This window comes from Deltaproteobacteria bacterium (genome assembly GCA_022340465.1).
GTDB lineage: Bacteria > Desulfobacterota > Desulfobacteria > Desulfobacterales > B30-G6 > JAJDNW01.
Genome location: JAJDNW010000003.1, coordinates 46,792 through 59,276 on the forward strand (window position 1 = coordinate 46,792; position 12,485 = coordinate 59,276).

Genomic DNA, 12,485 nt, shown 5'->3' on the forward strand with positions numbered 1-12,485 from the left:
GGTCTGCCGATCGCAATGTCAGCGGAGATATGGAACGGCAGCCATAAACTTTAAGCAAAGGAGTTTCATAGATGAAAAAGAAGATGCTACTCATTGTCGTCGCTGCGGCGTTTTTGGCGGTTGCGGGTACGGCCATGGCCGCTGGAGAACTGAACTTTTACAACTGGGGGGACTACACCAATCCCGACCTGGTCAAGAAATTCGAGACCAAGTATGACGTCAAGGTAATCATCACGGACTATGATTCCAATTCCACCATGCTGGCCAAGGTCAAGGCCGGCGGACACGGTTTCGACATGGTCTGCCCCTCCGCCAATTACGTGAAAATCATGGCCGATGAGGGGCTGCTTTTGGAAGCGCGCCCGGACCAAATGGAGAACTTCAAAAATGTGGCCCAGGAATGGCGCAACCCCAGTTGGGACCCGGGACGTCACTACAGTGTGCCCTGGCAGTGGGGCACGGTGGGCATCGCAGTGGACACCGAATATTATAAAGGCGACATCAACACCTCCGCCATCGTTTTCGATCCGCCCAAGGAACTGCAGGGCAAGATCAACATGCCGCCCGAAATGGGGGATGTTATGGCGCTGGCCCTTATGTATGTCGGTAGCCAGCCCTGCACCACGGACAAGGTCGCCCTGAAAAAGGCGCGGGACGTCCTGATGAACGCAAAACAGTACTGGGTGTCGTTCGATTACGGCCTGTCCGAAAAAATGCCGCGTGGAGATTACCTTGCGGCCGCTTACTGGAACGGCGCGGTGTTTCGTGCCCGTCTGGCAAAACCGTCGATCCACTTCGGCTATCCGAAAGAAGGGTATCCGGTATGGATGGACAGTGTAGCTATTCTGAAAAGTGCCAAAAACGTCGAAAACGCCAAGTTGTTCATGAACTTCATCATGGAGCCCGAAAACGCGGCCATGATTTCGAGTTTTGCACGCTATGCCAACGGCATAGCCGGTTCGGAGAAGTTCATGCCGGAAGACATGAGCAGCGCCGTGGAAATCGTCGTTCCCGACGAGTTTAAAAGTGCCGGTGTGTTTATACCGGCCTGCTCCAAAGAGGCCACTGACTACAACACGGCCATCTGGACGGAGCTGACCAAATAGCCTGCCGGAAGACGGTTATCGTTAACCGGATTATATCACACCGAAGGAGGGCCTGCGTGACAGGCCCTCCTTTTTTAAAGGAGTAAAATGGACACTTCGGTTACACTCGCCAACTGGCGCACAAGCCCCTACAGCTCCCAATCCTTTCACAACGTGGGCAAACTCGTTCCCGCCGCTCGTATCGAAGCGCCGGAAAAGCCTTGGATGCTGGACACCCGGCTGACGTCGCTGGATGCGCTCGAGGTCGTCGATCGTTTTGGCAGGGCCCGCCCGCTTCTTGACGTGCTCACAGCGACCGACACGCGTGGACTGGTGGTTCTTCACAAGGGGCGGCTGGCCACGGAATGGTATGGGGGGGGGTATGACGGGAACAGCCCGCACATTATCTTTTCGGTTAGTAAATCTCTGACCGGGGCCATGACCGGAATTCTGGTCGAGGAGGGAAAACTGGATCCGAACCGTCCCGTGGTGGCTTACATTCCGGAAGCAGAAGGCTCGGCATACGGCGACTGCACGGTGCGCCACGTGCTCGATATGACGGTCAGTTCTTCCTTCGTGGAAGAGTACGTGGACCTCTCGGGCGACTACGGGCGCTACCGGCGCGCCACTCTCTGGGAACCGCCTCTTCCCGGGGAAACGCCCGAGACCCTGCACGGTATGCTGGCCAACCTTGCGCCGTCACCGTCACCGCATGGACAGGTGTTCAGATACATGTCGCCCAATTCGGATATGCTTGGGTGGCTGGTGGAGCGTGCCAGCGGACAGGATTTTGCCTCTCTTTTTTCAGGGCTGGTCTGGAAGCCGATGGGAGCCGAGGCCGATGCCTATGTAACCGTCGATGCGGAAGGGTCGCCGCGTACGGCCGGCGGGATATGCGTTTTGCCCCGGGACTTGGCCCGTTTCGGTGAAATGATGCGTCTCGGAGGGCGGGGCATCCTGCCCGCGCGGTGGATCGAGGATATCCGCAGCAACGGCGACCGCAATGCCTGGCAAAAGGGCGATTTTGCAAAGCTGTTTCCCAAGGGGCGCTATCGCAGCAAATGGTACCAGACCGGCCATGCGTCGGGCGCCTATTGCGCCATCGGCATTCACGGTCAGTGGCTTTGGATCGACCCCACGCGGGAGGTCGTCATTGCCAAGGTTGCCGCCCAGCCGGACCCCGAAAACGACGACCTGGACCTGCTGCTGATAGACACCTTCGAGGCCATTGCCGCAGCCGTCGGTTGAAAAGGCAAACCTTCCCGCGAATAATTCGCTGGAGAATTTCTTTTCAATTGGATGATTCGCAAAGCCGAACAGCCCTCAGGCAAGGCATTTCAGACAGAAGGTGTAGTGATGATCTTTACCGCGAAGTCTGAATAACGCCGCCTGAGAGCTGTTCGGCAAAGCCCGCAGGGTGAAACGATGTGAAAATAAAATGCTTCTCAATCAATCCAAATAAAAATTTTCACATATTTTCATGAATCATTCAATTTAGCCGCATTTGGTGTACCCACAGAAATGGCAGGTCATGCAGCCTTCTTCAAAGCTGATGGTCTGCCCGCACTCCGGGCACGTTTCCCCCAACAGTGAGTGGGCATAACCGTTGTTCTTTCTGCGGCCGTTTTTCAGATACCTTTTTTCAAGCACGCGCGCGACGGCATCCGGAATGGAGAGCACCAGCCCGCCTTCCTGAAACACGGGATGCTCCCCACCGATACCCTTCAGCTGGTCGACGATTTCCTGCACTTCCACCCCGGAACGCAACGCCAGGGAGACCAGCCGGCCGATGGCCTCTGTTTTGGCAGTGGTGGAACGGCCCGATTTTCCGATGGTGGCGAACACTTCAAAAGGCTGACCGTCGAGTTCGGTCACGGTGAGGTAGAGGTTCCCCATGCCGGTTTTAATCTGGGAAGTAAATCCCTCGAGTGTTTCGGGGCGTTCCCGAACGGTTGTGGAAGGCTCCGTTTGCTTGCTGATTTTTTTAGAGAGTGAGAGCACCTGGTTCTTCTTGCTGCCGTCCCTGTAAATGGTGACGCCCTTGCATCCCAGCTCGAACGCCAGGTCATAGATGCGACGAACGTCCTCGACCGTGGCGTCGTTGGGTAGATTGACGGTTTTCGAAACCGCGTTGTCCGTGTGCTTTTGGAACGCGGCCTGCATGCGCAGATGCCATTCCGGGGTCACATCGTGGGCGGTAACAAACACCTCGCGGATATCCGCGGGTATCTCTTCGAAATCCCGGATACTTCCCTTTTTAGCGATAGCATCCATCAGGTCGGCGGAATAAAACCCCCTCTCCTTGGCGACCGTCTCGAAATAAGGATTGACCTCCATCAGCCTGTCGTTGTCCATCACATTTCTGACGAAGCTCAGAGCGAAGATCGGCTCGATGCCGCTGGAGCAGTCGGAAATGATGCTCAGGGTGCCGGTGGGAGCGATGGTCGTGGTGGTGGCATTGCGTCGGGCTCCCCCTTTTTTCCCGTAGTAAATACTTTTTTCATAATTTTTAAACGGCCCCCTTTCCTTGGCCAGCTCCCGGGAGGCATCGTGGGAGGTGTGCTGAATGAAGCCCATCACCTCATCGGCCACGGCCAGGGCCTCTTCTGAATTATAGGGGATGCCCAGGCGGAATAGCAGGTCGGCAAATCCCATGACGCCGAGGCCGATTTTGCGATTGCCCTTCACCATTTCGTCAATTTCCGCGATGGGGTAATTGGACATGTCGATGGTGTTGTCCAGAAAGCGGACGGCACTGCAGACGGTTTCCCCGAGTCCCTCGTAGTCGACAGAGGCCTTGCTTCCCGAGGTATCGACGAATTTTGCCAGGTTGATGGAACCCAGGTTGCACGCTTCCAGGGGCAGCAGGGGCTGTTCACCGCAGGGATTGGTGCTTTCGATTTCGCCCAGGCTCGGCGTTGGATTGTCACGATTCATCCTGTCCAGAAAAATAATACCGGGATCGCCGGTTTCCCACGCATGTTCAACCAGCGTGCGATAAACCTCTAACGCTCTGAGCTCGCCGGTTTTGGCCTTCTCGCACGGATCGACAAGGTCATAGGTGTCGTCCTCCTGGACCGCCTGCATGAATTCTTCGGTCAGGCCCACGGATATATTGAAGTTGTTCAGTTCGCCGTCATTTTTTTTACAGCTGATGAACTCCATGATATCCGGATGATCGATTCTTAAAATGGCCATGTTGGCACCCCTGCGGGTGCCGCCCTGCTTGACCTGTTCCGTGGCCGTGTTGAATATTTTCATGAAGGAAACAGGCCCCGAGGCTACGCCGCCGGTGGTCCCTACCCGGCTGTCTTTGGGGCGCAGACGGGAAAAAGAGAACCCGGTGCCTCCACCTGACTTGTGGATCAAAGCCGCGTTTTTCAGAGATTCGAATATTCCGTCCATACTGTCTTCCACGGGCAGGACAAAGCAGGCTGCCAGCTGACCGAGCCTTCGACCGGCATTCATTAGGGTAGGCGAGTTGGGCAGAAACTTGAGCTCCGTCATCATTTGGTAAAACGTTTCTTCCATCTTCCTGCGGTCGGCATCATCGCCATACTTCTTTTCAGCCCTGGCGATGTGACGGGATACCCGCTTGAACATCTGTTTAGGCGACTCTATCAGCCGGCCATTGGTATCCTTTTTCAGGTAGCGCCTTTTCAGTACGCTTCTGGCATTGTCCGAAAGATCCAGATCGTTCTTAACGAATATAGACGAATTCAATTTGAGTGAAGCCATGTTTTTCAGTCCGACTTCCTGCAGCCGCGCTCCGACCATTTTGTCGATGGCCGGAATGGTTATGGTTTCGAGTTTGGTGTTGGTGATCGCCTCCCGGATAAATTTGCTGATACCCAGCGCCTTGTCTTTTTCAATGCTGCTTTCCTTCACCAGCAGGTTGGAAAACAGGTTGTCGTCCCAACTATATGTGCTCAAATCGATGCGGGCATCTTCCGTAACCAGAAACTTGCGTTTTTGACCCATGTATCACTCCAGTGCGAAGGCTTAATTGTCGTATGGAAATCATCGGAAACAGGTGCCGGACCATCCAAGCCAGTATCGATGCCCTATGTTGAAAGATAAGACGGAATAAGGAGGCGGCAACTATTCCTGATGGTTATGGTTGAAAAGCGGAATCTGTCGCCTGGGCCTGTCCGACAACCAGACGGTCAGGATGACGAAAGCTGCGCCCCCCGCAAATGGGAGAAAGAATCAGAGCACGAGAAAACAACCAGCGATGTCCCAGAAAGTGCACAGCGGTCATTTGCGGGGAGACACAGACTAACGAGAATGTTCCTTTGCACACTATATGTGGTATGTCAACGAAAAAAACACACAAGACTTATTGTGCAGAAAATCTATTTCCGTGCCAATAGATCCCGATCCCGGTTTCGGGTCTCATACCAGCGGGTACCGCCCCCGGACCCTTTTGGCGGCGGCGTGTATACGGCCCAACTCGCGTTCCACATTTTCGTCCAGGGTTTCGGGCCGGTGTGAAGAAAGAATGCGGGCAACCCTTTCCCTGGCTTCCAAAGCCAGAGTGGGCCGCCCGTTATCCGACCAGTTTTCGTAACTGTCATGAACGCCGAGCTGCGGCAGGTACCACTCGCCGCTGCGTAGGGATTCGAGGGTCGATTTCTCCATGAGATAATTGCCTCCCGGACCGACCCGCTCGATAACGTCCTCCAGCCATCTGTCATCCCCCGTATCTATTCCCCTGTGCATTTGCCTGATCATGCGGACCACCTCCAGGTCTACCAGGAGCTGGTCGAAGCTCAACATCATATCGCCGCCGTAAAGGCCTGGGCCGACCAGGATATCCGGCCATTTTAAAAGCGGCAAGGCGGCATTCAGGGCTCTTTCGTAACCACCCTGGCGCGAAGGAATGAAGGCGTCGGTGCCGAAACCCGAGGCCATGACCGGGAAGCCGTAGTAAGCGGCGAGTTCGACAACAGCACCGTTCATAACGGCGTTTTCAACCCCGCCGCTGAAATAGCGGCCGGTTCTGGGGTCCATCAAGGTCAGCGCCGGGGCATACAGAAAGGGGGCCCCCGGCTCGTGGGCCTGGACGAGGCACAAGCTGGCCAGCACTTCGCAATTGCATTGGATCAGGGTGCCCAGCATGCTGGCGGGGGCGGTGGCCCCCATAAGCGCCATGGGCATGACCGCCACGGGAATATTCCAACCCTTCAGCGCCAGGTAGGCATCCGTATATTCCGCCGTGATCATTAACGGGGATTGCGGGCAGAGAAGCGTCGAATAGGGGTGCGTTTTTTTTATGGTTTCACGGTCTCCAAAAATCGTCTGCAGGATTTCCAAAAGCCAGGGGGCCTGGTCCGGCGACATGAAGGGATCCATGACATGCTTGGAAAAGTTTCGGAAAACATCGGTCGCCCCATCCACGAAGTCCGCCATGCTCTCGCCCAAGTCATGGGGGGTGACCATGCGCCAGTATATGCCGACCTCGTCCGTGAAGTCCGCCAGGCGGGTCGCCTCGAGCCAATCCCTGCGGGTGGCGGGCCTCGCTTCGGCGCTGTCCCGATCGATGACCAGGGTGCCCTCGCCGTTCAGGCAGAGGGTGTTGTTACCGGAATTGACGGCAAAGGACCATGCGCTCCGGCGCCCCCCCAGGGTAAAGCGGCGGGGCGCCGCCTTTATGGATCGTTCGACAAGGTCCTCCGGAAAGCGAACGACGTTGGCGCCCTTTCGGATAACGGCACCGGCCTGCTCCAGAATCTGCCGGCCTTTTCGCGTATCCACCCGCAGGCCGGTTTTGGCCAGCAGATGGAGGGATTTTTCGTGGATGCGCTGCAGGTCGCTTTCTGACAGTATGTCGATTCGGGTCATCACACGATCTCCTCGTGAATTTTTTCGGAGGTTGCCAGTGCCGTTTCGAGTGTCGGCACCCCTTGCCTGCCGCCGTAGTGTTCGCACGAAAGGGATGCCACCGCCACGGCAAAGCGTACGGCCCCGTGCAGGTCGAAATTACGGTCCAGGGCCAGAGCGAAAGCCCCGTGAAAATTGTCTCCGGCGCCGATGGTGTCCACGGCACGGACTTTTGGCGCGGGAACGCGGTAGAGTTTTCCGTCGACGGGGTAAAAAGCGCCGTCTTCGCCACGCGTAACGATCAGCTGTCCGGCGAGCGATGCCTGCAGCCGAAATATTTTTTTATTGAATTCAAGCTGGTTTTCCAACCAAGGTATCGAATCCAGAAAGGAGGACGAAGGGATGAAATAATCGGCCACGGCCATCATTTTTTCAATTCCCGCCTTCCATCTTTCACCGTCGTAGACAATGCGTGTTTGCGGGCCGGCATGTGTTTTGGCGACCCCGGCGAGGTAAGTGGTTTCCGGGTCCAGCAGGATGACTCGGGCCGTCGACAGCAGGCGAAAGTGTTGGCTGTTCAACACGATTTCAGGCAGTCGACTGGGTTCGTATACAATGGTCCTCCGACCGGTTTTGCGGGTGATGAACAGATAGGCCACGGGCGTTGCACCACCTGCGACGCTGTCGACAAAACCGGTGTCGACACCAAAGGCGTGGAGTCGCTCTTTGCAAAAAACGCCTTCGTCGTCTCCGCCGATCCGGCCGATGAGGGCGACATCGCCTCCCAGCCTGGCAATGCAACAGGCGGAGGTGCCGCCCTGCCCCCCGCCCTCCACGATGCGGAAGTCTAAGGGCGCCTTTTCGTCTTCGGCCGGCAGCTTTTCAACGACGGCGATGTAATCCAGGCAGTTTCGCCCGATCACCAGGATCGTATTTTTGTTGTCGCGGCTATGCAAAATATCCTCCTGCAAAGCGGATACTCGGAATTTAGTGATTTACCCACAACACGGTTGGTGGTATGAACCGCATTGGCGTTTGCATTCCCGTCTGCCTGTCGGGGCGCAACGAAGAACCCGCCCTCAGGACCGGGCAGCGTTGAGCTTCAATCTGCCGATGAGCTACTATAACACGTTGCCTCGACTGGAAGGAAGCCCTATTGCGGTTCAAAGCGGTCCGGCATAACGGACTTGAAAAAAATTAAACAATTCAACAGCCGGGGGCATTATCCCACGGCCGGATCAAATTTCCAGACAGCGGAGAAATGAGGCCATGAACAGTTCTACTGGGGCTATATTTATTGCGGCGGCGGGTGGCCTGGCCGTGGCGGTTCAGGCGCAGCTCATGGGGTTGATGGACCGCGGTATCGGCAGTGTGGAGTCGGTGTTCATCACCTACTGCGGAGGCGGTGTTTTGATTGCCGGCCTCATGTTCCTGATGCGCGGTGGAAACCTTGTGGCCTTTCGCAACGTTCCCTGGTATGTCTTTACTTCAGGAATTTTCGGCCTGATCATCGTCGGCGCCATCGGGTTCAGCGTTCCCAGGCTCGGCTTGGTGGTCAGCATGACCACCCTGGTCACGGTCCAATTGCTGACGGGGGCCGTCCTGGATCATTTCGGGCTTTTGGGGGCCGCACCGCGGCCGCTTGATCTGTCCAGAATGATGGGCATGGGGGTGCTTGTGGCCGGAATCTGGTTGACTGTCCGGTGAGGGATAATTGAGCCGTCGGGGTGTTCTTTCCGTCATCCCCGCGCAGTCGGGAGTCCAGGGCATATAGCTAATTGCTTTCTGGATAGCGCGAAACCTTCACTGCGTGCCCCGCCTGCGCGGGAATAACGAGGGTTTTATGCTAAAACACCCCGACGCTTCGGATAATTAGGCTTCACATATCGAAATTATATCGTGTTTGCGCAGAATTTTAGTTCCGGTTTATCCGGGTCCGGGAGGATGTATGAATGTGTTGCAGCATATGAAGAAATTTTATCGTGTGTTGATAATGGCGGCGGCGGTGGCAATGCTGACCGGCTGCGGGTACAACTCACTGCAGCAGATGGAAGAGGGCGTATTCAGGGCCTGGAGCGATGTGGAGTCCAATCTCCAGCGTCGCGCGGACCTGATTCCCAACTTGGTACAGACGGTGAAAGGCTATGCCGCGCATGAGAAGGAAACGCTCCAGGCGGTGGTGGAAGCCCGCTCGAAGGCGACCAGCATCACCCTGAGCACCGGCGACCTCGCCAATGCCCAGGCCATGCAGCAGATGGCAGACGCCCAGGGGGCATTGTCCGGCGCTCTTTCGCGGCTCATGGTGGTGGTGGAACGCTATCCCGACCTGAAAGCCAATCAGGCTTTCCTGGATCTCCAGAACCAGCTGGAAGGAACCGAGAATCGGATCAACGTCGCCCGGCAGCGCTATAACCGGGCCGTGGAAACCTTCAATGCCGCCATTCGCAAATTTCCTTACAGCCTGACCAACAGCCTGCTGCTGAAGCTCGAACGCAAGGCGTATTTCAAGGCCGAAGCCGGTGCCGAACAAGCGCCCAAGGTGGAGTTTTAATTACCAAATGAATTGGTTACCTATGCGACGTGTGTTGTTGGGGACGCTTCTGGCCGCCGGCATGGTTCTGGCCGTACTATTCACCCGACCGTACCTGGCGGCAGCCGCTGACGTACCGGCACTGAAGGCGCGGGTGAACGATTATGCGCATCTTTTGGCACCTTCCACCGTGAGCAGGCTCGAGCAGGCCCTTATGGAGTTTGAGAAGTCACAGTCAACCCAGATCGTGGTTCTCACGGTAAACTCGCTGCAGGGGGAGTCCCTGGAAGGGTTTTCCATGCAGGTGGCCGAGGCCTGGAAAGTGGGGCAGAAGGATCTGGACAACGGCGCCATTCTGCTGATTGCCAAAAAGGAGAGAAAAGTCCGCATTGAAGTGGGGTACGGACTGGAAGGGCGCCTGACGGACATGCTGAGCGGCCGGATTATCCGCGACGTCATCGTGCCGTCTTTCAAGGCCGGCAATTTCGATCAGGGGGTTGCCAACGGGGTGGCGGCCATGATGGCGGCCGTCAAGGGTGAGTACCAGGCGCAGCCTCAAAAAAGGCTTCCCAAGGGGAGCGGCTCCTCGGCAAACTTCATCCCCCTGATCGTGTTTATCTTTCTGATTATGCAACTGGGCAGGGTCCGACGGGGGCTGGGGGTGCTTGCCGGCGGCTTGCTGTTGCCGGTATTCGGGAGCATGATCCTTCCTTTTGGCTTGATCACCCTGCTGCTCGTGCCTGCCGGACTCCTGGCGGGCTTCGTGCTCTCCCTGTTTGGTTCGGCCATGGGGACAGCGGGTGCCGTCGGCCATCGGCGGCGGGGCGGCGGATTCTGGCTCGGCGGGTCGGGCGGTGGCTTTTCCTCGGGCGGGTTCGGCGGTTTCAGTGGTGGCGGCGGCGGATTCGGCGGCGGCGGCGCTTCCGGAGGATGGTAAGACCCAACCCGGATAAACTGGAAACTCCACTATCGAATATCTAAACGCTAGACAATTTTAAATGACCCGAAACCAAAACCTTTCGCAACCATGATGGGATTTGGACAAATAGGTACTAAACGTATGTCATGAAAAGTGTAGCTGAAAAATTTTTGTCGGCCGAGGAGCGTGGACGCATCGAGGAAGCGGTGGGGGAGGCTGAAAAGAAGACCGCCGGAGAGATCGTTCCCATGGTGGTTCCGGCGAGCTACCACTACCCCCTGGCAGACATCCTGGGGGGCGTGTTTCTGGCGCTGCCGGTGTCGATTCTCCTGACTTATCTGCTGGGCGGCATGCTGTGGGCGGGGTCCAGCAACATGTGGGTTTTCATGGGTGTTTTTTGTGTCGTTTTCATCGTGTTCCACCAGGTGGTGCAGCGCGTGCTGCCACTGAAGCGGATCTTCGTGTCCAAGCGGGAAATCGATGAAGAGGTCGAAGAGGCCGCCATCACGGCGTTTTTTACCAGGGGGCTTTATCGCACCAGGGATGAAACCGGCATTCTGATTTTCATTTCTGTGTTCGAGCGCAAGGTGTGGGTGCTGGCCGACCGCGGCATCAACGCGAAGGTCTCCCCCGGCCGGTGGGACACGGTCGTTGCCCGCATCGTCGACGGCATAAAAGGCGGCCGCCAGGCCGAGGCCATCTGCGAGGCCGTGAAGGAAGTGGGCGGTGAACTGGCGGAGCACTTTCCCGTGAAAGATGACGATGAGAATGAACTGGACAACCTGATCGTGCAGTAGGCGCCGCTACTTGGTTCACGAAGACACCCCGGTAAAATCGTCCTCGATGGCACTGACGCGCATTTCACCGGCTAAACAAAGGACATAGGGGCTTCATCACGAAAGCACGAAAGAAAGAAAACAAGAAACTCAATGTAACGATTTCGTGTTTTCGTGATCGATTTTTTTAACGTTTGAAATGCGGAGGGAGCAGATGAAGGGCAAGCCGGTAGTCCATCCTGTCTACATGACGGCAACCTATAAATTCGATCGGTCGGACGACCTGATCGACGTCGTGCAGAACCGTACCGGGTACATCTACTCGCGCTGGGACAACCCTTCGGTAAGGGCTGTTGAGCAGGAACTGGCAAAGCGGGAAGGGTACGAAGGCGGCCTGGGGTTCGGGTCGGGCATGGCTGCCATTACCACTGCCGTCATGGCCAGCACCAGGGGCGGCGACAGGGTGGTGGCCACCCAGGAGGTCTACGGCGGCACCTATGAACTGCTGCATGACCTGCTGCCGGCATACAACGTGAACACGATCATGATCAACTGCTGGGACCGGGACCGCCTCCTGGCAGAGATCGAAAAAGGCCTTGCCGTGCTGTATCTGGAGACTCCCACCAATCCATTGCTGCGCGTGGTGGATATCGCGCCGCTGGCCGAGGCCGCCCATGCCAAGGGAGCCGTGGTACTGCTGGACGCCACATTTGCGTCGCCCATCAACCAGCATCCCGTAGATCTGGGGGTGGATGTGGTGATACACAGCGCCACCAAATACCTGGGTGGCCACCACGACGTCACGGCCGGTTTTGCATGCTGCAACGATCCCTATTTCAGCAAAATGTGGGGTCTGCGCAAGGTCCTGGGCGGCATCATGGACCCCATGAGTGCCTTTATGATCCTGCGCGGGATTCAGACCCTGGAGCTTCGCATGGCAAAACACAACGAGAATGCCCAAAAGATCGCAGCGTTCCTGGAAAAACAGGAGAAGATCAAAACGGTCAACTACCCGGGCCTGCCCTCCCATCCGGACCATGACGTGGCCGTGAGGCAGATGAGCGGTTTCGGCGGGATACTCAGCTTTGAAATCGACGGCGATTTCGACCGGACCAAGCGCTTCATGGATCAGCTTGAAACGATCAAACTGGCCACCAGCCTGGGCGGGGTGACCAGCCTGGCCAATCAGCCCATCACCAACACCCACGTTGCTCTCAGCCCGGAAAACCGTGCCAAAGCCGGCGTCAGCGAAAGCCTGGTCCGTTTGTCGGTGGGCATCGAAGATGCCGGCGTACTGATCCGCGACCTCGAAAGGGCACTGGCTGCGATCTGAATGCAAGCTCCTGCGACCT

General features: G+C 56.8%; 10 protein-coding genes. 7 read left to right on the forward strand and 3 right to left on the reverse strand.

The annotated features are described in order from the left end of the window. Positions 1–71: 71 nt before the first annotated feature. Together LJE94_00570 and LJE94_00575 are read left to right on the forward strand one after the other, a co-directional pair. Complete coding sequence (locus tag LJE94_00570; GenBank protein MCG6908597.1) at positions 72–1,106, forward strand: extracellular solute-binding protein; 1,035 nt, start codon at positions 72–74, stop codon at positions 1,104–1,106. 87 nt (positions 1,107–1,193) lie between these two features. Further along, the gene (locus LJE94_00575) at positions 1,194–2,333 is read left to right on the forward strand and encodes a beta-lactamase family protein (GenBank protein MCG6908598.1); all 1,140 of its coding nucleotides are present in this window, start codon (positions 1,194–1,196) and stop codon (positions 2,331–2,333) included. A 246-nt stretch (positions 2,334–2,579) separates the two neighbouring features. Here the strand turns inward: LJE94_00575 and LJE94_00580 are convergent, their stop codons facing one another. The 3 genes from LJE94_00580 to LJE94_00590 form a co-directional block, all read right to left on the reverse strand. Further along, positions 2,580–4,823, reverse strand: a complete 2,244-nt coding sequence (locus tag LJE94_00580; GenBank protein ID MCG6908599.1) for a vitamin B12-dependent ribonucleotide reductase — start codon at positions 4,821–4,823, stop codon at positions 2,580–2,582. A 657-nt stretch (positions 4,824–5,480) separates the two neighbouring features. Beyond that, complete coding sequence (locus LJE94_00585; protein MCG6908600.1) at positions 5,481–7,016, reverse strand: trimethylamine methyltransferase family protein; 1,536 nt, start codon at positions 7,014–7,016, stop codon at positions 5,481–5,483. Then, a complete protein-coding gene (locus LJE94_00590) occupies positions 6,929–7,864 on the reverse strand; it encodes a PfkB family carbohydrate kinase (GenBank protein ID MCG6908601.1) in 936 nt (311 codons plus the stop codon). The genes LJE94_00585 and LJE94_00590 overlap by 88 nt, the downstream gene beginning before the upstream one ends. Before the next feature lie 313 nt (positions 7,865–8,177). On the opposite strand from LJE94_00590, the gene LJE94_00595 reads away from it, so the two are divergent. The 5 genes from LJE94_00595 to LJE94_00615 all read left to right on the forward strand — a co-directional run bounded on the left by LJE94_00595 (position 8,178) and on the right by LJE94_00615 (position 12,466). Continuing rightward, entirely contained in the window at positions 8,178–8,615 is a 438-nt protein-coding gene (locus tag LJE94_00595; GenBank protein MCG6908602.1) for a DMT family transporter, read from the forward strand. 259 nt (positions 8,616–8,874) lie between these two features. Beyond that, entirely contained in the window at positions 8,875–9,459 is a 585-nt protein-coding gene (locus LJE94_00600) for a LemA family protein (protein MCG6908603.1), read from the forward strand. Positions 9,460–9,481: 22 nt separating this feature from the next. Beyond that, complete coding sequence (locus tag LJE94_00605) at positions 9,482–10,375, forward strand: TPM domain-containing protein (GenBank protein MCG6908604.1); 894 nt, start codon at positions 9,482–9,484, stop codon at positions 10,373–10,375. Between the two features lie 128 nt (positions 10,376–10,503). Further along, positions 10,504–11,154 carry a TPM domain-containing protein gene (locus LJE94_00610; GenBank protein ID MCG6908605.1) on the forward strand — a complete coding sequence of 217 codons (651 nt, stop codon included), beginning with the start codon at positions 10,504–10,506 and terminating at the stop codon, positions 11,152–11,154. Positions 11,155–11,347: 193 nt separating this feature from the next. After that, positions 11,348–12,466: an aminotransferase class I/II-fold pyridoxal phosphate-dependent enzyme gene (locus LJE94_00615; protein ID MCG6908606.1), complete on the forward strand. Its 1,119-nt coding sequence runs from the start codon at positions 11,348–11,350 to the stop codon at positions 12,464–12,466. Positions 12,467–12,485 lie beyond the last annotated feature (19 nt).

Coding starts and splice junctions, on each gene's coding strand:
- LJE94_00570 (MCG6908597.1), top strand. CDS start 72: ATGAAAAAGAAGATGCTACTCATTGTCGTCGCTGCGGCGTTTTTGGCG.
- LJE94_00575 (MCG6908598.1), top strand. CDS start 1,194: ATGGACACTTCGGTTACACTCGCCAACTGGCGCACAAGCCCCTACAGC.
- LJE94_00580 (MCG6908599.1), bottom strand. CDS start 4,823: ATGGCTTCACTCAAATTGAATTCGTCTATATTCGTTAAGAACGATCTG.
- LJE94_00595 (MCG6908602.1), top strand. CDS start 8,178: ATGAACAGTTCTACTGGGGCTATATTTATTGCGGCGGCGGGTGGCCTG.
- LJE94_00600 (MCG6908603.1), top strand. CDS start 8,875: ATGAAGAAATTTTATCGTGTGTTGATAATGGCGGCGGCGGTGGCAATG.
- LJE94_00605 (MCG6908604.1), top strand. CDS start 9,482: ATGCGACGTGTGTTGTTGGGGACGCTTCTGGCCGCCGGCATGGTTCTG.
- LJE94_00610 (MCG6908605.1), top strand. CDS start 10,504: ATGAAAAGTGTAGCTGAAAAATTTTTGTCGGCCGAGGAGCGTGGACGC.
- LJE94_00615 (MCG6908606.1), top strand. CDS start 11,348: ATGAAGGGCAAGCCGGTAGTCCATCCTGTCTACATGACGGCAACCTAT.